The organism is Micromonospora kangleipakensis (assembly GCF_004217615.1).
Classification (GTDB): Bacteria; Actinomycetota; Actinomycetes; order Mycobacteriales; family Micromonosporaceae; genus Micromonospora; species Micromonospora kangleipakensis.
This window is the reverse complement of the sequence record NZ_SHLD01000001.1, coordinates 3,139,959-3,161,975: the sequence shown is the minus strand read 5'-3', so window position 1 is coordinate 3,161,975 and position 22,017 is coordinate 3,139,959. Positions and strand designations below refer to the sequence as shown.

Below are 22,017 nucleotides of genomic sequence, written 5' to 3'. Positions count from 1 at the left end.
CCCCTGGCCAATCTTTTGGCGATCGGCGAGGCCAAGGTGGCAACCGGATTGTCGGGCGCCGGGGTGATGGGACGGTGACCCGCCCCGAGCTGACAGGGCAGGCTGCTGGGGGTTCCGGCGCGGCTGGGACGGAGGTCAGCGTGGAGGCGCCGACGCAGCGCACGGCGATAGCGGGGCCGCGCGCCGGGTGGGTGGAGGCAGAGATTCCACCTACGGATGCGGTACCTGCGGCTCACGGCGTGTTCACCGTCCAAGGGCGCCGGTTGTGCAGGGTCATCGACGGCCGCCCCGCCCACCCACGCACCCGACTGCTCCATGACAAGTTTCGAGCCGCGGTCCTGAGCAGTGCGTACCCTTGCCTGATGGGGGCATCAGTGATGCGCGCCGACAACTACGCCTTTGCTGTCTACGACGAGCTGGGGGCAAAAGAATCGGCCCGTTGCCTTACCAGGGATCTCGAGTGGTTCGTGCAGAGCTACGCGATCCGTCGCACGCCTCAGGAACCTTTTGCAACGTTCATCTCGATGTATGAACATCCGATGGTCGACGATGAGGGCGACTTCGAACGCTTGCTGTGGCGTCACTTGAGTTTCGTTCACGAGGAGGACACGCGGAAGTGGCCCTGGGATCCAGCCGTGTCGATGGATCCGGACGACCCGCGGTTTTCCTTCAGCGTCTCCGGTCAGGCATTCTTTGTGGTCGGCATGCATCCAAAGGCATCCCGCATCGCGCGGACCGCTCCAGTCCTCACGCTGGTCTTCAACCTACACGCACAGTTCGACGCCCTGCGACAACGGGGGCAGATGGATCGGGTCAGCCGGACTATTCGTGCCAAGGACGGACGTCTGCAGGGCCGCCCCAATCCCATGCTCATGCAGTTCGGCGAGGCTTCTGAAGCGCGACAGTACGCGGGGCGTGAGGTCGAAGCCGACTGGCAATGTCCCTTCGCTGCGCCCGCCACGAGCACCGTCGGCGCCTCTTATCCCAATGGAGCAGACTGATGACGGATACCACCACCACCCAGCGTCTCGCCCCCCAGACCGGCACAGCGTTTGAGCTACCGGCCGGGGCATATCTCCGTGTCATCGATCCGAACGGAGAACAGGTCAGCGACCTGTACGCCGTATCGGCCGATGATCGAGCGGAGCATCTCTCGTCCGGCCGCAGCCTGGACTACGCCGGGAAGCTATGGCTGACCACCGGTGACATGCTCTACAGCAATCGCAGCCAACCAATGCTACGGATCATCGAAGACACTGTGGGCAGGCACGACTTCACCCTCACTCCCTGCTCTCAGCAGACCTTCGACCTCCTCTACCCCGACCATGAGGGCTATCACCCGAGCTGCGAACAGAACATCGCTGATGCCTTGGCTCCGTACGAGGTGGCCGTTGACCACATCGGCGTAAGCTTCAACATCTTCATGAATGTGGTCTACGACTGCAGTACTGGGAAAATGCTGCTCGGGCCCCCGATGAGTCGACCGGGGGATCACATCCTTCTGCGCGCCGAGTCCGATCTCATTGTGGCACTGACGGCATGCTCGGCCGAGAACTCCAACAACGGAACCCTGAAGCCTATAGATTTCACAGTGGACCATTAGATGAACGGCGGTGGACGGCAAGTACGCCGCTGCTGGGCCGAAGACCCTCTGTAGGGACCCTGGACCGGGCGAACTTCCGCGATGGTCGGTTTCTCGGGATCGTCGCGGCGATGCCGCGTCGGCGCAGGTAGGCCCTGTTGTCCTTCGAGGTGTACGGCTTGTCGGCGAGGACCCCGGTCCGGTCGGGTCCTCGGGCGGCCGGTGGTCAAGCGGGGGCGGATGGCGGCCAGGACCGGGATGAACTGCGGGCTGTCGCCGCGCTGCCCGCAAAACTCGAACGGGATGGCCCCGCGCGCCAACAGGGGAAGGGCCAGCTCGCGCGCAGCCGGCGGTCATCACGGCACCGACGACGAGGCGTCCACCAGCGACAGGCGCCCGCCTGGCTGGCCGTCAACCAGCGGACCGCTGCGGGTCTCGGCCGCGGGTCTGTCATGCGTGCTCCGCCTGCCGATCGCCAATACCGCCCTCCGCCACCACCGGCCCGACCGCCCTACCCGCAAGGCGCGCGAACAGCTCATCCATGAGCGCCACGCTGGAAACCTGGCTGCCCAGCCAGGCTTGGTACGCATCGAGCACCCTGGTCCGCAACGCGCGCAGCTCTTGCGGCGACATGCGCGCGAGAAGCGACAGGTACTCTGCGAACCCGTCCGTGTCGGACCAGGACAGGGCGACGCCGCCGGCCTGGCGCGCGAGATCGGTCCACGGCGTCGCGTCGGAGATCACCGGACACAACCCCACGGCCATGGCCTCCCGGATCGCGTGGCCGAAATTCTCCCCGCCGGTCGGAAGGAAGAACACCTGCGCCCAGGAGAGCGCCTCGGCCACGTCCTCATGCCGTACCGGACCCACGAACTCCACGCGGACGTGCCGTGGCAGCCGCGCGACCAACTCCTGGCAGTGGTGGTAGTACGCCTGATCCGATACAGGGCCGATCACGCGCAGGTGTACGGGCTCGGCCACCCTACCCACGGCGGCTATCGCGCCCGCGAGGTTCTTCTTTGGACCAATGCGCGAGAAAAAGCAGACACGCAGCGCACCGGATGGCGCCGCAGTTTCGCCGGGCTGTTTGGCGTCGACGCACTCCTCGGGTTCGAACGCGACGGAAACCAGCTCGACCGGCCGGCCGGGCAGCCACCTTCTGATGCTGTCCATCTCATCGGTCGAGGTGCAATGGATGGTCGCCCCGAGCCTGGCCAGCAGGAACCGCAAGGCGAGGAGCCCCACCCGTTTGCGCCGCGTCTTGAGCGCGAGCGCGCCGGACAGCAATTCGCCCCTTGGCGCGAGCAGCACCGGCCGGCGCGCGATCAGGCCAAGGCACATGAGCGTTAGCGGAACCAGGGTGAACTCCCGGTTCCACAGACTGTTGAAGTAGTACACGTCATGGTCCAGCCGTACGAAACGGCGCATCGCGCGAAGATACGCCAAGCGTCTGCTGGTATCGACATACATCACGTGCCGGTGCCGGAACTCGACGACCTCCCCCGGTCGCGCGACGGGGAACGGTTCTGCGTCACCGGCGTCCCTGTCGCGCGTGAAGACCGCATACGTGATATCCGAGTCACGAGCGGCAGTGATCGCCGAAACGCTGCGGATGGGTCCGCCGGCGCGGTACGCGGGCACGAAGTAGCCCACGAACACGCCTACGCGAAACGCCCCAGTCCGGTCAGGCTCTGGCATCCGGGCCTCCGCTCAGATCACGACGGGCTTGGGCGGTCCAGGTCCGTGCCCGGAGCCTGGAAAAACGGTCACAACTGTGAGGAGACAACACGGCCCCGTTCCTCCAGGGATAGGCTCACCTGATTGGTCCGATCGTTGCCGCGCATCTCTGAAATCGCAAAGCGGACCTTCCCAGTCGGTGTCCGTTGCACTTCGTCAACTCGGACGTAGTTGACCTCCAGCGCCTGCCCGACATACTTACGTAATGAATGGTCCATCGCTTCCAGAGAGCTTGCCGACCATCCAACAGACGGTACGTATCTCACGGTCAGGCTTCCGTTCTCGTGCTGAATAACCTGCGCCTCCGCCAGCCCGAGGGCAGGTGAGAACGCGGCACCTGGCGCGGTAAACCGACCATCGGGAAGGACAATGAGGTCAGCCTCTCGGCCGTCTATAGACGCGACAACCCGTCCCGCACGCCCGCAAGTGCAGTGATCCTTGGCAGCGACCGCAAGATCGCCAGTAGCGTATCGCAGCAACACAGTAGCCCCGTTGCCGTACGGCGTCCCAACAATCTGAGACAACCCACCACCCTGATTGATCAGCTCAACCTCGGCGAAGTCTTCATCGACATGCAGCCGACCTTCGACACATTCAGAGATATTCGCGACCTGTTCGGCGAGACCGTAATGTTGGACTGGCGTCACACCGAATGCACCTTGGATGCTCTTCAACTGCCAAGGCGTTAGATTCTCGCCGCCAAGGGTGAGGACGAGAGGCTGGTAGTCAAGACCTACGCCTCTCTCAAGCATGCATCTTGCCAAATTCGCAATAACTGACGGAAACCCGTGAATCCACGGCAAACGCGAGCGATTGAGCTTGTCAACGTAACATTTCACGGTGGCTGGCGATATATGGTGCCCACTGAAACGCACTTCACGGCCTGGGTAATTCGTTCTCCAGTACGGCACGCCCTGGCTCGCTCCGATAACGCGCTTTCCACTAAAGAAGGCGCACCACGTGCCTCTCGTGATCCCATGCCGATGCCTGTAGCGCCACCAAACGGCCCACATCTCCGCGATCGCGTTGACATCCTTACATATAGCCAGAGATGTTCCTGTTGTGCCGGAAGTCCGGACGATGCTATCGCCCTTCGCCCGCGGTCGAGCAAGGAAATCGTTCGGACGGTCACGCACATCGCTTTTGTGCGTCAAGGGTATTTCAATGAAGGCGCTGTCGTCGACCAGGTCGCGCCATGTTGCGCCCATCCTTTCGAAAACACTTTTATAGTATGGAGTACGGGATGCATATTCCAGGACAGCAGCTCGCCTCGTTTTGCGGAATATTGATATCCGCTCCGGATCCCACATATCTCGATCCTCGTACTCGGCAAGGCGCCGATGGAAGAGCGCTCCGTACCTCTTTCTATTCACTCCCACGCCAGCAACTGACATCAGCATGTTCTGGGCCATTGCCGGAAGCCGGAAGTAGACGTCCTCCCGATTAATCACAACACATCCTTGTTGGTTCGACTAAGTCGTGCAGGTGAGCTGAGATCCACTCCTGCACAGCTCGCCTTTGTGCCACGCAAACAGTTGCATTCGTGTGCAGGCTTGGCGGTCATCCACTTCCGCCGAACCCGCCTGTCCTCGCGCAGCTTGAGTCAGCCGCGCTTGCGCGTTCATGAGCTGAACCCGGCGTCCACGGCGGTCGCCGGGTCCACCTGCGTCAGCAGGCGCGACGGGTTCACCTGGATGCCGGCCAAGGCGGCGACCACCGACAGCGCGGCCTTCGTCGTACCGAACGATGCTTCGAGGCCCGGTCTATCGGGCGCGCCCCCTGAGATCGCCGAGCGCAGGTGGGCGAGCAGGTCATGGTGTCCCTTGCCCGCGGGTACCCGCTTCACCTCCGAGCCGTCGATCTCCAGGCGCCGGAAGTCGTCGATCACCACCGTGTGTCCGCGGCCGAGGACCTCCACGCGTTCCTTGGGGGTACGCCGGTGCCCGCGCGTGCAATACGTGATCGTCGCCGTGGACCCGTCGGCGTACCCGAGCAGCACGCTCACGTCCTCTTCCAGCGCCGTTTCGCCGCGCCCGCTGCCGTGTGCGTGAACGACGCTCGGCTGCTCGCCAACCAGCCATGACGCGAGATCGATGAAGTGGCACACCTCGCCGCAGACGCGGCCGCCCTGGCGCCGGTCGTAGTACCAGTGCGAGTGGGGTAGCGACCCGGCGTTGATCCGGTAGGCGACGGTCAGCGGCCCGGATCCGGTCGCCAGGGCCTCCCTCGCGCGTACCACCATGGGCGCGTGCCGGCGGTTGAAGCCGGCGAACAGGTGGCCCGAGTTGCGGTCATAGGCGGCCGTGAGCTCGTCGAGCTCGCCCTGGCTCAACGCGAGTGGCTTCTCGACGAACACGTGCTTGCCGGCGTCGAGCGCCTGCACCGCCAGGCGGGCGTGAGAGTCGTGGCGGCTGAGGATGAACACCACGTCGATGTCATCGCGGGCAAGCAGGTCCTCGACGGTCGGTACCACGACGGCGATGTCGTTGCGCTGCGCGAGGTGTTGCGCTGACAGGCCCTTGGCGGAGGTGACGGCGACGAGATCGTCCGCCCAGCCGGCCGCTTTGAGCGCGGGCAGGAACGTCGCCTTGGCGTAGTTCCCGGCGCCGATCAGCCCCGCCCGCAGCCGCGGCGAGCTGCGGCGCGGCCGGATCGTGATCGCGTTGCGGGACGGCTGCGCCGGGGCCGCATAGCTGAGCTGCACCGCGAGCGAGCGTGGGTCGGAGTCCAGCACGTCGTATGCCGCCGTGGCCTGCTCCACCGGAAAGACATGCGTGACCAGGTCATCGACCGTGACCCTGCCACTGGCCACCAGGTCGAGGTACGCCTCGATGTTGCGCCGTGCCGTCCAACGCACGTGGCCGATCGGATAGTCGACGCCCCATTCCTCGTAGGTGCGGTCGTAGCGGCCGGGGCCGTAGCTGCGCGCGAACCGAAGATCCAGTTCCCGCTCGTAGAACTTCCTGCGGTCGAGCTCCAGCCCTACGTCACCGACGACGACCAGCCGGCCGCGATCGCGGGCGATCTCGGTAGCCCGCGCGACCGGCTCCGACGACCGCGTTGCCGCCGCGATCAGGATCGCGTCGACGCCGCGGCCACGGGTGATCTCAAGAATCTCTTCCGTGGTCGGCGCGCCGGCCTCGACCAGACCGACCGCGCCGGCCCTTCGGGCCAGTTCCGCCGTCCAGTCACGTAGGTCGATGCCGATGACGTTGAGACCCGAGGCGAGCGCCAGGCGTACCGTCAGTTGCCCGACGAGGCCGAGGCCAAGGACCGCGACGGAGCCGCCCACACCCACCTCGGCCTGCCGCAGTCCTTGCAGCGCGATGGCCGCGACCGCGCCGAAGGCGGCAGCCTGGTCCGATACCGCCTCGGGGACTGGCACCGCGAGCAGACCGGGCACTGCCTGATATTCGGCGTGCCCCGCCGATGCCGTGGCCACGCGCATCCCCGGCCGAATGCCATCGGTCGCGGCACCGGCGGCGACGACGACACCCGAGGCGCTGTACCCGAGCGGCATGTCCTCGTCGAGCCGGTTGCGCACGGCGGCGAGCGTCGAGCGGACGCCCTCGGTCCGCGCCTTGCTCACGACCTGGCGGACCAGATCCGGCCGCGCTCGGGCCTTGCGCAGCAGGCTCGCCGAGGCAAGCTCACGCACGGCGCGCTCGGTGCCCGCTGACAGCAGGGACCTGCGCGTGGCGACGAGCACCTCGGTGGCGCCGGGCTCGGGCTGCGGTACCTCGGCGACCTTCAACTCGCCGCCGGATACCGACTGGACAACTTGCTTCACTGGGCGTGCCTGCCTTCGTGGAGAACGTCGGGTATGCGGCTGGCGGCGCAGCAGGGCGGTCGCTGCGCCGCCGGCGTACCGGTCAATCACGATTGTAAGGGATTAAAAGGATCGGAGGGATTAACTTGTACTATTAGTACATTGCCCAGCTGGTCAACCCAGAGTGCCACGAGGAGACACATGTCAGCCGCCGTTGTCCTGCACGTCGCGGGCGCGCGCCCGAACTTCCCCAAGGCAGCGCCGGTGATCCGGGCGCTCGACCGTCCCGGTCTCCGGCAGCTGCTCGTCCACACCGGACAGCACTACGACGAGCGGATGTCGGCGGTCTTCTTCCGCCAGCTGCGCCTGCCCGAGCCCGACATCAACCTCGGCGTGGGATCGGGAAGCCACGCGTGCCAGACCGCGGGCATCATGGCCGGCCTGGACGAACTGATGACCGCGACCCGCCCGGCGCTCACGGTCGTCTATGGCGACGTCAACTCCGCGCTCGCCGCCGCCCTCGTCGCGACAAAGCTGGGGATCCCCGTCGCGCACGTCGAGGCCGGCCTGCGCAGCTTCGACCGGTCGATGCCCGAAGAGATCAACCGCATCGTCGTCGACCACCTGTCCGACCTGCTGCTCGCGACAAGTGCCGACGCCGTGGCACATCTCGGCAACGAGGGGATCGCGGCAGACAAGATCCACTTCGTCGGCAACCCGATGATCGACACGCTCCTGGACAACCTCGACCGCTTCGACGTCGCCGGTATCCGCGCCGCGCTCTCGCTGCCCGACCGCTACATCGTGGCGACGCTGCACCGGCCGGCCAACGTCGACGATCCCGCCGGCGTGATCGACCTGGTCAAGGCGATGCACGCGGTGGCCGACCAGCTCCCGGTCGTCCTGCCGCTGCACCCGCGCGGCCGGCACCACCTCGAGAACGCGGGCCTGCACTCGCATCGCGCGCTGCGCGTGGTCGAGCCGCTGGGCTACATCGAGTTCGTCAGCCTGGTACGCGGCGCGGCGGTCGTCGTCACCGACTCCGGCGGCGTACAGGAGGAGGCGACAATGCTCGGGGTGCCGTGCCTGACGCTGCGGCCCAACACCGAGCGCCCGGTCACGATCACCCACGGCACCAACCGCCTCGTCACCCGGGCGGCGCTTGCCGAGGCCGTGGCAACCACGCTGGATGCGGGGCGGCCCGCTACGTGGCGTACCCCGCCGTTGTGGGACGGCAAGGCCGGCGAGCGCATCGCGGAGATCATCGCGGGTGTACTCAGGTAGCCAGCCCATCCCCACGGTCCGGCGGCCCGACCTGCACCGACGGTAGGTGCCCTGGAACTCGGTGCGCTGCCCGGCGCGCTGATTCCTTCGCGCCGCAGCACGACGAACACCGTCTCAACGAGAATTGGCAGGTCCAGGCCGAGGCTGCGGCGGTCGACGTACTCGACATCGACGAATGGCTGACCGCATCGGCGATCTTCTACCCCTCGGCCGTCGAGGCGTTCGGCTATCCGCTCGCTGAGGCCCGGGCGTACGGCATGCCGATCATCAATCTCAATCGCGATTGGCGATCCGGCACCACTGGCATCTCGGATCCGGTCGGCGATGTCAGACGCGAAGTGCCAGGTGCGGATCGAGTGCGGGTGCTGGATGTCGCCCTGTTTTCTTCTCGCGTTTGGACAGCATGATCGCCAAGAACACGGGGAATGCCGATACGGTGTGCTGCAGCAGCCCGATCACCGTGTCGGGGTAGGTACTTACCCAGACCATGGGACCGGCGATGACCAGGCACAATAGACAGAGCCGGACGGGTCCCGGTCCTCGTCCCACCCAAAGCAGGCTGGCGACCACAAGTGCCCATAACCCATAGTAAATGACGACCCCGACCGGTCCGTCGAGGAAATACACGGTCCCCAGCGTGAGGAAGTTGAATGAGGACGTGGCGCTGCCACCGAGATATTGATTGATCTTCGCTCCGGTGGAGATGAGTGGCCGCTCCCGGTCCACGATCCTCGGCACGAAGCCGTACCGGGGAAAGTCTGCAATTCCTGGCTGACCGACGTCAACGGGAACCTCGAAGCCGCTGGCCCGGGTGAGCTGGGTATCGAACCGCAGCCGGTCGGTGGCGGAGTTGTTGGAAACAACGATGCCGTTCGCGACCCGGACCTCGTTCCGAGCGTTGAAGATCGTCGGCCAAACGAGGAAGAGCACCGCCACGGCCACGACGACGTAGCGAAACCTGATGGCACCAAGTATCAACCCCGCGGCGAAGACGAACGTCAGGTAGCCGATGAGCGGCGCCGATATCGCGGTGACGAACACCAGGCAGACCTGCACTCCGATGAGCGCCAGCGTCCAGCGGTAGAAGGCTCCGCGACGGGCGCGTCCGGTCAGGACACTGGATAGGAGCAGCGCGAACGCGACGTACTTCCAGCCCGCCACGAGCGCGCTGGCGCTGGCCACGGGGGACGCCGCGACCGTGCCGGACACCTGAGTGAAGATGGTGCCCCGCCCAGCCATCGTCCCGGCGACATCGGCGATCATGCTGCCGATCGCGACCAGCCGGGCGATCAGAAAGATTTTCGGATGGTCCGTCCGGGTGGAGATTGTTTCCTGACGCCAGGTCTTCCGGCGCCAGATCAGCAGCGCCGCGGTCTCCACCAGTGTCGCACCCGCCATCGCCAGCGCCAGCAGCCCCAGGATGAACCCGGTCTCGGGGTTGTGGTTGATCACTGCCATCGGAACGATCAGAACGGCATAGGGCGCCAGGAGCAGCGTGGTGACTGGATAGCGCTGCAGCAGCGCGAGCAGCATTGACTGGGACTTGGTCACCGTGGCCGTCGTGGCCGGTTCGGTCATCTCAGTCCTGCCGTCCGTGCCCGGCCGGAAGCGGCGTGGTTGACGACGGCCCGAGCAGCCCGTCGTAGACGGCGATGAACCGATCGATGGCGGCCCGGGAGGAGAACTGCGCCACGCACCGGCTCCGGCCGTTGATGCCCAACTCCCGCCCCTGCCCGGCCAGCACGGCCAGGACCCGCTCAGCGAACAGATCCGGCACGTCGTCGAGCTTGGCCAGCGGCACGAGCCAGCCGGTGACCCCGTCGACGATCGTCTCCCGGGCACCGTGGGTGTCGGTCGATACCACCGGGAGGCCGCACGCCATCGCCTCCAACACCGATATGCCCAGGCCCTCCTCATGGGACGTCTGGAGAAAGACCGAGGCGGTCCGGTACAACTCGACCAGTTCGGTGAGGGCGACGTCGGAACGGACGGTGACCCGGGACTCCAGCCCGAGTTGCCGCACCAGGGCGTGGATGATCGGCGCCGGAGTGCCCCGGCCGGCGAGCACCAGGGGTGGGACAGCGGCGTCCGCCGCCACCATGCGCGCGTAGGCGCGGATCATCAGGTCGAGGCCCTTGCGTGGCTCGCCCAACCGGCACACAGACAGCAGGTGGCCGTCGCCACGCCAGCCGGACGGCGCCGGCGAGAACCTGTCGGTGTCCACCCCCGGCGGTGCCTTGACCACGTGCCGCTGCCCAAGTGACATCACGTAATCCAGCATCGCGGCGTTCTCGACGAGCACGGCGTCGGCAGCACGCAACGCCACTCGCTCGATCCGGGTGGTGACGCTGGTCATGAGCTGACGCCAGCGGCGCACCGGCATGGGCCAGGCGGCCAGGCGGGATGCGCGCTCCCAACCGACTGGACTCGCCACTTGCATCGCGACCGGAACTCCGGCGGGCAACGCGGCGGCCGCCAAGGCCGGTGAGCCGGAGACCACCTGGACCAGGTCGTAGCCGCGCAGCGCGCCGGTCAGCTCACGTCGGGGCCGGTAGCGCATGGCCTCCACCTCGACGGCGTTCGCGCCCCAGTGGCGCACCGCGGGGTCCTCGACGTCCAGCCTCAACAGGCTCGACCGCGTCCAGGACGTCGGGGCCAGCAGGCGGCGACTCGACGGATCACGGCTGGAGGTCGCCAGGTCGTGGATGTCGACCACGTACGCACCGGTCGCCGCGAGGTTGGCGGCCAGCCACCGGGCGACGGCGGGTACCCCGCCCCCAGTACGGAAACCAGATGTGACGAGGGCCACACGTCGCCGCTGCGGCGCCGTCCCCCGTCCCTGGGACGCCCCCAGTGTGCGGTCCAGAATCACGTAACTACCACTCTCTCGACAGACGCCCCATCGCGGTGGCGACGGGGCGGGGTTCGGCCGCCAGCGACATCGGCGGCCGGGAGTCGCACAGGACTCGCGGCGTCTACGGACGTAAAGGCAGCCGGGCCGGGCTCCCCCCACGGCTGCACCTCGGTCAACGACCGAATCAGCACTGGGACACGCGGCCGCCCTGCCCATAGGAAATTTGAAATCGGCGCGCAAGAGCCGCAACGCATCGGAGCCCGGGATCCCACGCGATGCCGCGGCGAAGACGTGCAGCCCATTGCGTTCCGGCGGCCGGGGGTCCGCTCGCACCGCGGGAGCCACCGTCACGGCCGGTCTCCGTGGTGGACTTTCAACCGAAAAACGTGAAACAAGCGTCTTATCCTGATCGCGGTGGCTAAGCATGTATTGCCCACGTTCGGCCAGGCCCCCGCGGTTCGGAAGGCCCAACGTGGCGCACCGCCGGGTGAACGTAGCCACGAGAGAGCTCACAGGGAGCGCAGATGCAGCTGACCGACTTCCAGTTCCGCCGCCTCGAACGGGTGCTGCTCGATGCGGTTGACGGCGACCGGCGACCGGCGCGCAGAGCGGTGCGGAACAGCATCGCGGCCCGCTGAGCGTCGTACCCGACAGCGGCCGACTCATCGAAGGCCCTGCGCTAGGACCTCTGCCCAGGACGGAAGTGCAGTTCTGTCGCTACCAGATCAGCCGAAGCGCACCTCATTGGAGCCTCAGATATCAACCACCACAGCCGTACGCCCAGCACATCACTGGGGCGCGGACCCAACAACGCCTGCCACGGAGGCCTGACCGTGACCAACCAGCGCCCCACGCCGCTGGCCGACCCCGATAGGGCGGCAGTCACCCCGCCGTCGGGTGCCCCGCGTCCCCGGTTGGCCTTCCTCGGCACCGGATACCTCGGCACGACGTACGCGATCTGCTTCGCTGAGATGGGCTACGAGGTGCTCGGCTTCGACGTCGACATCGACAAGATCGCCAGACTGACCGATGGCGAGGTGCCGTTCCATGAGCCCGGCCTGGAGGAACTACTCAAACGCAACCTTGCCGCCGGCCGGCTAAAGTTCTGCACCAACCTGGCACAGACCGCCGAGTTCGGCGACGTGCACTTCATCTGCGTGGGCACCCCACAACGCGTCGACGGCATGGGCGCCGACCTGTCCTATATCGAAGCCGTGGTCAGCGGCCTGGCACGGCACCTGACCCGCAAGGCGCTCATCGTCGGGAAATCCACCGTGCCGGTCGGCACCGCCGAATGGGTCGAACAACTCGTCGGGAAACACGCCCCCGCCGAACTGGGCGTCGAGGTGGCCTGGAGCCCTGAATTCCTCCAGGAAGGCTTCGCCGTCGAAGACGTCCTGCGACCCAATCGCATAGTCGCCGGCGTCAACAGCGAGTGGGCCAGCAGCATGCTCTACGCCGCCCACAAGGGCGTGCTCGACCTGGCCGCCACCGAAGACCGCGACCTCCCCGTCGTGGTCACCGACTTCGCCACCGCGGAGCTGGTCAAAGTCGCCGCCAACGCCTTCCTCGCCACCAAAGTCTCGTTCATCAACGCCATGGCCGAGGTCTGTGAAGTCGCCGGTGGCGACGTCACCCAACTCGCCCGCGCCATCGGCTACGACCCCCGCATCGGCAACCGTTTCCTGCAAGCTGGCGTCGGCTTCGGCGGAGGCTGCCTCCCCAAGGACATCCGTGCCTTCCAAGCCCGCGCCCAGGAACTCGGCGCCGGCGAAGCCCTCCGCTTCCTCCACGAAGTCGACCTGATCAACCAACGCCGGCGCACCCGCGTCCTGCAACTCGCCGCCGACCTGCTCGCCTGCCGCTGCGGCCCCGCTGGCCCCGATCTGTCCGGTACCCGCATCGCCGTACTCGGCGCCACATTCAAACCCAACTCCGACGACGTGCGTGACGCCCCCTCCCTGGCCGTCGCCGCCCTGCTGGCCAAAGCCGGCGCATACGTGCACGTCTACGACCCCCAAGGCATGCACAACGCCCGCCGCGCACAACCCGACCTCACCTACGCACCCACCATGACCGACGCCGTCCGCGACGCCGACCTCGTCTGCGTCCTAACCGAATGGGCCGACTTCCGCAACGCCGACCCCCACGCCCTCGGCACACTCGTCACCCACCGCCGCATCATCGACGGCCGCAACTGCCTCGACCCGGCACTATGGATCCAGGCCGGCTGGGAGTACCGCGGCATGGGCCGACCCTGACCCCACCCGACCCGGGGGCCGGTTGGGTGATCTCGTCGCATGAGCCGCATCCGGCTCGGGCTGATGTTCCGCGCCAGCCGGGAAGTCGCCGAGGTGGTCCGAACCATCCTCGACCGGGCCATGCCTCGCGGCGCGGAACTCTACGCCGCGCGCACGTGACCGGGAGTTGGGCGCTGACCCGGTACCGCATCCCCGTGCCCCGGGCTACGGCCTCTGCGCGGCAAACGGCGCAAAATGGATCTAAAGAGCTAAAGACAGCGAATGCACCACAACTAGCCCTGAAAGCGGGCTAAATAGTTCTTACCTGGCGAAGAGGCCTAGTACCCGCCAGGTAAAGCAAACCAGCACCAGGGAGCCATCGATGCAGCCCAGCGCAGCCGCGCCGACCCACACCCACGCAACTGACCGGCGGAAGGAGGTCCAGCGCCGCACCGCGGCACTGCTCGCCAGCGATACCGCGGCGTGGATCGGCGGATTCACCGCAGCAGCCTGGACCAGATACGAATTCGACCTCACCACCGGCCAGATCACCCGGACCCTCGGCGCCGGGCTGATCGCCGCCGCGCTGCATTCCACCATGGCCTTGCTCCGGCGCCGGTACTGGGGGCGACACCCGATCGGCAGCCTGCACGAGGTCCGAGCGTTGGCCGGCACGGCCGCCTGCACTGCGGCGATCATGCTGCTGGCCGCCGTTCTCTCCGTGGCGGAGCGGCCGGTACCTGCCAGCACCCCGCCGATGGGCGCCGCGGTGGCCCTGCTCATCATGCTGTCGATCCGGACGGCGTACCGTCGTCGCCGCGACCGCGCCCTGCGGCCGAGTAGCCGTTCCGCGACTCCGGTAGTGCTCTTCGGGTTGGGCTCGGCCGGGCAAGCCCTGCTGCGCGCGATGGTGAGCGACCCCCGCGGCCGGTACCTGCCGGTCGGGCTGCTGGACGACGACCCGGAGAAGCAACAGATGCGCATCGACGGCGTACCGATGCTCGGCGGGCGCCGGGACATCGCCACCGCGGTCGCCCGGACCGGGGCGGCCACCCTCATCTTCTCGGTGGCCAACGCCGACGCCGGACTGATCTGCGAGGTCCGTACCGCCACCCTGGCGGCCGGGGCCGCCTTCAAGGTTCTTCCCCCCGTACGCGAACTGGTCGATCACCGGATCAGCGTGGCCGACGTACGCGACGTGGACATCAACGACCTGCTCGGCCGCCGGCACGTCGTTGCAGACATCAAGTGCGCCGACACGGGACTCGCCGGCCGCCGGATCCTGGTGACCGGCGCCGGCGGCTCGATCGGATCGGAGCTCTGCCGGCAGATCGCCCGCGCAAACCCCAGCGAGCTGTTGATGCTCGACCGCGACGAGTCCGCACTGCACAGCCTGCAGCTGTCGCTGTCCGGCCGGGCGCTCCTGGATACGTCCGAGCTGATCCTCGCCGACGTGCGTGACGCCGAACGGCTCGCTCGCATCATGACGGAACGCCGCCCGGACATCGTCTTCCACGCCGCCGCGCTCAAGCATCTGCCTCTGCTGCAACAACACCCCGGTGAGGCCGTGCAGACCAACGTGTGGGGCACCCTCGCGGTCCTCGAGGCGTGTCGTGGGGTGGCGAAGTTCGTCAACATCTCCACCGACAAGGCGGCGAACCCGATCAGCGTGCTCGGCTACTCAAAGCGGATCACGGAACGGCTCACCGCGTACGCAGCGGCCAACTTCCCCGGGACCTTCCTCAGCGTCCGCTTTGGCAACGTGCTGGGCAGCCGCGGGTCCGTGGTCACCGCGTTCCGGGCGCAGATCGAGGCCGGGCTGCCGATCACGGTCACCCACCCCGAGGTGACCCGCTACTTGATGACGATCCAGGAGGCGGTGCACCTGGTGCTCCAGGCCGCCGCGATCGGCCGGGACGGCGAGGCGCTCGTACTCGACATGGGCACGCCCGTTCGCATCGACGATGTTGCCCGGCAACTCGCGGCCCAGGCCCCCGGCCCCTCACAGATCGTCTACACCGGGCTGCGGCCCGGGGAGAAACTCCACGAGGAACTCTTCGGCCCCGGCGAGGCCGACGTCCGGCCGCTGCATCCACTGATCTCGCACGTCACCGTGCCCGCGCTCGACCCCATCGAGGTCAATTCCCTCGACCCCGCCGACGAACCGGAGAAGCTGATCGCACGGTTGGCCGCGCTCTGTGACCAGCCGGGCCAGCTACCTCCGGCCGCGCTGGTGCCGAACAGCCGGTCGGCCGACACCCCCGCCGCGCCGCCGCTGTGAGCGGCAGCGCGGCGGCCGGGTGGGATTGCTGTCAGCGCAGACCGTTGCGGATCGCGACGCTGACCAGCAGATCCGGTTGTCGGTGATGATCCCGTTGACGCCGAGGTCGATCACCCGCTGCATGATCGCCGGTTCGTCCACCGTGTACGGCACGACCTTGAGCCGGTCCCACCGCTGCAGCACGGACACGTTCGGCCCTTGGTAGCAGGCGGGACTCGCCTCTTCCCGCTGCTCGTCACGGAGATCTGCCTCGCCCCGTACCGGGTGGCCGCCCGGGCGCTGCTCGACGGCGGATGGCGCTGCTGGCCCGCCGGGTCGGCGGCCCACACGACCGGATGCCGGTCACCGCCGCGCGGTGCGACGGTGGAAGGCGTCCGCATCCACAGTTGAGGCGCCGGTGACCGCACCCGTCGGCGCTGGCCGGTAGGGCGCCGCGGCGTGACAGCTGGTCCGGGCGATGCCGCGGAAGTCGCAGGGCTGGACCGATCGAGCCATTGACATGCCTGCTCTGCGGCGAAAGGCTCGCGCCTACAGGTCCTTCCACCGAAGGAGGCGCAATGAGGCGCACACGGCTGGCGATCGCCGGCGTGTTCACTCTGGTCGGCGCGATGGCGCTGACCGCACCGGCGAGCGCGCGGCCACCGTCCGACCCGGGCGGCCGCGACAGCTTGGAGGTGTACGTCGGCACGGTCAACGCCGAGCAGCTCGACCGGCTGCGGGCCGCCGGGGTCGACCTCGACGAGGACCACCGGTCCGCCGGCGCGAACGGCAGCACGACGATCGAGACCGTGCTCACCCGGCGGGAGGCGGCCCGGCTCACCGGCCAGGGCGTCCCGCTGACCGTCAAGAAGGTGCACGGCAAGGACGCCTCGCAGGCGCTGCGCGAGCAGGCCGCCGCCGGCTGGCAGGCGTTCCGCTCGTACAGCGAGCCCGGCGGCATCCGGGACGAGATCACCGCCACCGCCGCCCGGTTCCCCGGGCTGGCCAAGGTGGAAACCCTCGGCCGTACCGTGCAGGGGCAGCCCATCCTCGCCGTCAAGGTCACCAAGAACGCCCGGACGGTCGCGGACGGGAAGCGTCCCGCGGTGCTCTACGCCAGCACCCAGCACGCCCGGGAGTGGATCACCCCGGAGATGACCCGCCGGCTGCTGCACCACGTGCTGGACAACTACGGCACCGACGCGGAGATCACCCGGCTGGTGAACACCACCGAGCTGTGGTTCCTGCCGGTGGCCAACCCCGACGGCTACGACCACACCTTCACCCCGGGCAACCGGCTGTGGCGCAAGAACCTGCGGGACAACGACGGCGACGGCCGGATCACCAGCGCCGACGGCGTCGACCTGAACCGCAACTTCAGCTACAAGTGGGCGTACGACGACGAGGGCTCCTCGCCCGAGCCGAACAGCGACACCTACCGCGGCGCCGGCCCCAACTCGGAGCCGGAGACCAAGGCCCTGGACCAGCTCTTCAAGCGGGTCGGCTTCGAGTTCTTCGTCAACTACCACTCGGCCGCGCAGCTGCTGCTCTACGGCGTGGGCTGGCAGGTGAGCACGCCGACCCCGGACGACCTCATCTACCAGGCGATGGCCGGCGACGACGCCCACCCGGCGGTGCCCGGCTACGACCCGGACATCTCGGCCGAGCTGTACACCACCAACGGCGACACCGACTCGCACGCCCAGGTCCGGTACGGCACCCTCGGCTTCACCCCCGAGATGTCCACCTGCCAGACCGCCGCCGCGTCCGACCCGGACGACCAGTGGCGGCCGGAGGACTGCGTCAGCGGCTTCATCTTCCCCGACGACGAGAAGCTGATCTCGGCGGAGGTGGCGAAGAACCTGCCGTTCGCCCTCGCGGTGGCGAAGTCGGCGGCCGACCCGGACGACCCGGTCTCGGTGGTCGGGCGGAGCACCCCGGACTTCGACGTGGACGCCTTCGACACCTCGTACGGGCGGACCCAGCAGGTCGCCACGACCGCCCGGCGGGCGCTCAAGGACGTCCGGATGCACTACGCGGTCAACGGCGGCCGGCCGAAGAGCGTCCAGGTCCGCGAGTGGCAGGGCGGTGAGCGGTACGGCGACACGAACGACGACTACTACGCCGAGCTGCGCGGCACGGTGACCGGCACGAAGCCGGGCGACCGGGTGGAGGTCTGGTTCACCGGGGTCAAGCCGCGCACGGGCCCGGTGGCCAGCGAGCACTTCACCTACCGGGTGCACACCGACGTCGGCGGTGACGTGCTGGTGCTCGCGGCGGAGGACGTGACCGGGCTGAGCCCGACGCAGAACGCCACCACCGCCAGGTACGCCGGCCAGATCGCCGCCTCCGTCGAGGCCGCCGGCCACCACGCCGACGTGTACGACTTCGACGCGATGGGTCGCAAGGCGCCGCACCCGCTCGGCGTGCTGTCGCACTACCGGGCGGTGGTCTGGGAGACCGGGGACGACATCATCCTCCGCTCGCCCGGCCAGGTCGGCGGTACCACCGCCGAGGCCGCGCTCACCACCGAGCTGGCCGTCCGCGACTACCTCAACGAGGGCGGCAAGGTGCTGGTCAGCGGCAAGTACGCGCTCTTCGCCCAGGGCGCCAACGGCAGCTACGTCTACCGGCCGGACGCCCCGCCGGAGTGCACCGACCCGGACGACGTGACCTGCCTGCCGGTGCTCAACGACTTCCAGCAGTACTACCTCGGGGCGTACAACTACGTCAGCGACGGCGGCACCGACCCGAACGGCGACCCGTACCCGGTGCGCGGCTCGGACGGGGCGTTCGCCGGCTTCGACGGGCAGCTCAACGCGGCCGGGTCGGCGGGCAACCAGGACCACACGGCGTCGTTCCTCACCACGTCGAGCTTCCTGCCGCCGGAGCAGTTCCCGCAGTTCGCCAGCTCCGCGACCGTGGACTGGGCGCGGCCGGGGGCGGCGCCGTTCGACCCTCGGACCGGCGACTGGTACCTGTACAGCGGCCGCGCCGACGAGTCGTACAAGCGGCTCACCCGGACCGTCGACCTGACCGCGGCCGCCGCCGGCCAGCTGCGCTTCTTCACCTCGTACGACATCGAGCGGGACTGGGACTACCTGCTGGTCGAGGCGCACGAGGTGGGCAGCGACTCCTGGACCACGCTGCCCGACCTCAACGGGCACACCGGCACGGCGACCGGGGAGAGCTGCCAGTCCGGCTGGGTGGCGCAGCTGCACCCGTTCCTCGGTCACTACCAGGGCGCCGACTGCTCCCCGACGGGCAGCACCGGCACCTGGAACGCGGCCACCGGGGCGTCCGGCGGGTGGCAGGAGTTCGCCGTCGACCTGTCGGCGTACGCCGGCAAGAAGGTCGAGGTCTCCATCTCGTACGTCTCCGACTGGGGCACCCAGGGTCTCGGGGTGTTCCTCGACGACGCCCGGGTGGTCGCCGACGGGGCGGTGGTCTCGGAGACCTCGTTCGAGACGGCCGACCTGGGCGGCTGGACGGTCGCCGGCCCGCCGGCCGGCTCGGCCGGCGCGCCGAACGACTGGGCGCGCAGCCAGCAGGCGTTCGAGGAGGGCTCGGCGGTGGTCACCGACGACTCGGTGTACCTCGGCTTCGGCCTCGAAGGGCTGACCCCGGCGGCCCGGGACGACCTGGTCGCCCGGTCGCTGACCCACCTGAGCGGGGGCAACCGCAGCCGGTCGTGACGCTGATGGCGGGCAGGTGGCCCGGGGACGTCCCGGGGCACCTGCCCGCTCCCAGGTTGTGGACCGGTGGCACGGGCCTCGAAGGCGGAACCAGCGCGGGAACGGCCCCGGTCAGCCGCGGCGAGGGCCCTGCCCCGGTCGGCTCAGCGGGAGGTGCCCGCCGTCGCCGGGGCTAGGGGCAGCGGCGCGGGGGGCCAGTGTTCCTGCTGCCCGGCCACCGGGTCGGCGGCCACCGGCGAAGCCGCCTTCCGGTCGAGGTCGGTCCGCGCGGCGGACGACTGGGCGGGCGGCGACTGCCGGAGGAAGTCCGAGGAGAGACGGGCCTCGGCGAACCGGCGCCGCAGCCAGCCGGCAACCGGCTTCTCGACGAGCCGGTACACCAGCCACGAGATCACCAGGAACGTCAGCACCACGACGAGCAGGGTCGCCCACGGTGGCAGCACCCGGCGGAGGTGGTGGATCATCGTCCAGCCGATGAACTCGTGCAGGAGGTAGAGCGGGTAGGTCAGCGCCCCGGCGGTGGTGAGCCAGCGCCAGCCCACCGCGAGACGGCGGGTCGCTACGGCGGCCATGATCAGGAAGAACACCGTCATCACCGCCGCCTCGACGACGGCGACCTGCGTCGGGGAGAACACGTTGCGGACCGGTCCGGTTGGCGTCATCGAGCCGATCATTTCCAGCGCGACGAGCCAGGACGCCCCGACCAGGCCCCAGAGGTAGATGTTGGAACCGTGCCGGTAGATGAGGTACAGCGCCATGCCCGCAACGAAGCAGGCGGAGTCCCTGGGGACCAGCAGCTTGGTGAGCAGCGGGAAGTGGCTGGTGGCGAAGAGGCTGGCGACCAGCCAGCCCGCGGCGAAGAGCAGCACCCGGCGCGGGGTGTAACCGCGGACCAGCACGAACACCCCGAACAGCAGGTAGAAGCGCAGCTCGACGGAGAGGGTCCAGTAGACGACGTCGACCCGCTTCACCCCGATCAGGTCCTGGAACATGGTCAGGTTGGTCAGCACGTCACCGGGCGACAGCGGCTTGGCGACCACCGGCCACAGGGTGAGCACCGCCGTCGTCGCGAGCACCGCAAACCAGTACGCGGGGTAGAGCCGGGTGATCCGGGCGGTGGCGAACTGTGCCACGCTCCGCCCCTCGGCGCTCATGCAGATCACGAAACCGCTGATCAGAAAGAAGAGGTAGACGCCCAGCCAGCCGAACTGGGTGGCCACGGCCAGCTCGGGCAGCGCCGAGCCGTTCGGGACGCCCCAGGGCTTGGCGAAGATCGTGAAATGGAAACCCACGACGAGGAGTGCGGCGACGAGCCGCAAGCCGTCGAGGACGTACAGGCGCGATGAGGGGGCCTGGGAGGGCGCTCTCACATGATCTCCCGGTGACGGTGCTCGGCCCCGCCGCCGTTGTGCGACTAGAGCTCTCATGACTGGTCCGCCGCCCCCGCCGGCTCAGACCAGCCGGAAAGTTAGCAGTTCAGCCCAAAGTGCAGCAAGGTCACGCTTTGCATGGTCGACGGTCCGCCCGGGTGAGGGCGGCGATGGCCGAACGGCGCGGAAGGTGGACCCGTACGGCGGACCGCCGCCGGCGGTGGACGCCACCGCCGGCGCACCTTCCGGTACGCCGGGCGAGTCCGACGCCGATGTGGTGAGCTGTACGGGTGGCGGGGCTGGGTCTGGTACTGCACCCCACCCGGGACGTCTCCGAGGTGGTCGAGATCATCGAACGGTGGGCGTCGCGCCACCGCAAGACGCTGATGGTGCGCGCGGAGGACGCGCACCGGGTGCCGCGCACCGTCGAGCCGGTCCCCGCCGGCGAGGTGGCCGCCCGCGCGGACGCCCTGATCAGCATAGGCGGGGACGGCACCATGCTCGGCGCACTGCGCTTGGCGGTACGGGATCCGAAGCCCGTGCTCGGGGTGCACCTGGGGCGGCTGGGTTTCCTGATCGAGGTCGAGCCGCCGGACCTGCCGGCGGCGCTGGACCGGATCAGCGCGCACGACTTCACCGTCGAGTCGCACGCCTGCCTGGCCTGCGACGTGTGCGGCGACGACGTGGTGGCCTTCAACGACATCGCGATGGTCCGCCAGCCCGGCTCCGGCTTCGTCACCGCCACCCTTGCCGTGGACGGCCAGCGATATGGCTACTACCGCTGCGACGCCCTGGTGGTGAGCACGCCGACCGGCTCGACGGCGTACAGCTACGCCGCGGGCGGTCCGCTGGTCTCCCCGGCGGCGGACGCGGTGGTGGTGACCCCGTCGGCGCCGATGGCGGGCATCTCCCGGTCGGTGGTGCTCTCGCCGCAGGAGCGCATCCGGCTGGAGCTGGAGCCGAACTCGGCGGCGGTCGCCGTCGAGATGGACGGGGTGATTTTCAAGGACGCGGCGACCGAGGGGTGGGTGGACATCAGCTACCGCCGGGACGCCGGCCGGGTGGTCCGCTTCGACCCGCTCCGTCACCAGGAGCGCAACCAGCTCAAGTTGAGCCTGCTCGACCTGCCGTTCCTGCCCGACCAGCTCCGCGAGCTGCTTCCCGACGAAATACGGCGGCAGCGCCACGAGCGGGAGCTGCCGCCGCCCTGCTGACCGGAGCCGCCC

The 22,017-nt window shown here is 68.5% G+C and carries 14 protein-coding genes; 7 read left to right on the top strand and 7 right to left on the bottom strand.

Annotated elements, in window-relative coordinates; genetic code table 11:
• Window positions 1-74 precede the first annotated feature (74 nt).
• Together gntA and EV384_RS15140 are read left to right on the top strand one after the other, a co-directional pair.
• Complete coding sequence (gene gntA, locus EV384_RS15145; protein WP_341273634.1) at window positions 75-1,001, top strand: guanitoxin biosynthesis heme-dependent pre-guanitoxin N-hydroxylase GntA; 927 nt, start codon at window positions 75-77, stop codon at window positions 999-1,001.
• Complete coding sequence (locus EV384_RS15140) at window positions 1,001-1,603, top strand: DUF1989 domain-containing protein (RefSeq protein WP_130333954.1); 603 nt, start codon at window positions 1,001-1,003, stop codon at window positions 1,601-1,603. The genes gntA and EV384_RS15140 overlap by 1 nt, the downstream gene beginning before the upstream one ends.
• Window positions 1,604-2,032: 429 nt before the next feature.
• On the opposite strand, the gene EV384_RS15130 is transcribed toward EV384_RS15140, so the two are convergent.
• The 3 genes from EV384_RS15130 to EV384_RS15120 form a co-directional block, all read right to left on the bottom strand.
• On the bottom strand, window positions 2,033-3,235 hold the full coding sequence (locus tag EV384_RS15130; RefSeq protein ID WP_165439945.1) for a glycosyltransferase: 1,203 nt from the start codon (window positions 3,233-3,235) through the stop codon (window positions 2,033-2,035).
• A 113-nt stretch (window positions 3,236-3,348) separates the two neighbouring features.
• A complete protein-coding gene (locus EV384_RS15125) occupies window positions 3,349-4,770 on the bottom strand; it encodes a phenylacetate--CoA ligase family protein (RefSeq protein WP_130333950.1) in 1,422 nt (473 codons plus the stop codon).
• 170 nt (window positions 4,771-4,940) lie between these two features.
• Window positions 4,941-7,109: a bi-domain-containing oxidoreductase gene (locus tag EV384_RS15120; protein ID WP_130333948.1), complete on the bottom strand. Its 2,169-nt coding sequence runs from the start codon at window positions 7,107-7,109 to the stop codon at window positions 4,941-4,943.
• 180 nt (window positions 7,110-7,289) lie between these two features.
• Here EV384_RS15120 and wecB point away from each other — a divergent pair, with 180 nt between their 5' ends.
• On the top strand, window positions 7,290-8,372 hold the full coding sequence (wecB, locus tag EV384_RS15115; RefSeq protein WP_130340581.1) for a non-hydrolyzing UDP-N-acetylglucosamine 2-epimerase: 1,083 nt from the start codon (window positions 7,290-7,292) through the stop codon (window positions 8,370-8,372).
• A gap of 327 nt (window positions 8,373-8,699) precedes the next feature.
• On the opposite strand, the gene EV384_RS15105 is transcribed toward wecB, so the two are convergent.
• On the bottom strand, window positions 8,700-9,950 hold the full coding sequence (locus tag EV384_RS15105; RefSeq protein WP_130333946.1) for a hypothetical protein: 1,251 nt from the start codon (window positions 9,948-9,950) through the stop codon (window positions 8,700-8,702).
• A 1-nt stretch (window position 9,951) separates the two neighbouring features.
• Window positions 9,952-11,181: a glycosyltransferase family 4 protein gene (locus EV384_RS34815; protein ID WP_165439944.1), complete on the bottom strand. Its 1,230-nt coding sequence runs from the start codon at window positions 11,179-11,181 to the stop codon at window positions 9,952-9,954.
• Between the two features lie 959 nt (window positions 11,182-12,140).
• On the opposite strand from EV384_RS34815, the gene EV384_RS15095 reads away from it, so the two are divergent.
• Together EV384_RS15095 and EV384_RS15090 are read left to right on the top strand one after the other, a co-directional pair.
• Window positions 12,141-13,487, top strand: coding sequence for a UDP-glucose dehydrogenase family protein (locus EV384_RS15095; protein ID WP_130340579.1), 1,347 nt, complete (start codon window positions 12,141-12,143; stop codon window positions 13,485-13,487).
• Between the two features lie 361 nt (window positions 13,488-13,848).
• The gene (locus EV384_RS15090) at window positions 13,849-15,747 is read left to right on the top strand and encodes a polysaccharide biosynthesis protein (protein WP_130333942.1); all 1,899 of its coding nucleotides are present in this window, start codon (window positions 13,849-13,851) and stop codon (window positions 15,745-15,747) included.
• On the opposite strand, the gene EV384_RS37250 is transcribed toward EV384_RS15090, so the two are convergent.
• Entirely contained in the window at window positions 15,682-15,930 is a 249-nt protein-coding gene (locus EV384_RS37250) for a glycerophosphodiester phosphodiesterase family protein (protein WP_423202957.1), read from the bottom strand. The two genes, EV384_RS15090 and EV384_RS37250, sit on opposite strands and share 66 nt — an antisense overlap.
• A 374-nt stretch (window positions 15,931-16,304) precedes the next feature.
• Here EV384_RS37250 and EV384_RS15080 point away from each other — a divergent pair, with 374 nt between their 5' ends.
• The gene (locus tag EV384_RS15080; protein ID WP_130333938.1) at window positions 16,305-19,421 is read left to right on the top strand and encodes a M14 family metallopeptidase; all 3,117 of its coding nucleotides are present in this window, start codon (window positions 16,305-16,307) and stop codon (window positions 19,419-19,421) included.
• Between the two features lie 143 nt (window positions 19,422-19,564).
• Here EV384_RS15080 and EV384_RS15075 read toward each other — a convergent pair whose 3' ends face one another.
• Complete coding sequence (locus EV384_RS15075; RefSeq protein ID WP_242624072.1) at window positions 19,565-20,791, bottom strand: acyltransferase family protein; 1,227 nt, start codon at window positions 20,789-20,791, stop codon at window positions 19,565-19,567.
• 290 nt (window positions 20,792-21,081) lie between these two features.
• Between EV384_RS15075 and EV384_RS15070 the strand changes: the two genes are divergently transcribed.
• Window positions 21,082-22,005 (top strand): NAD(+)/NADH kinase, encoded by a 924-nt coding sequence (locus EV384_RS15070; protein ID WP_130333934.1) that lies wholly within the window; start codon window positions 21,082-21,084, stop codon window positions 22,003-22,005.
• The last annotated feature ends 12 nt before the right edge of the window (window positions 22,006-22,017 follow it).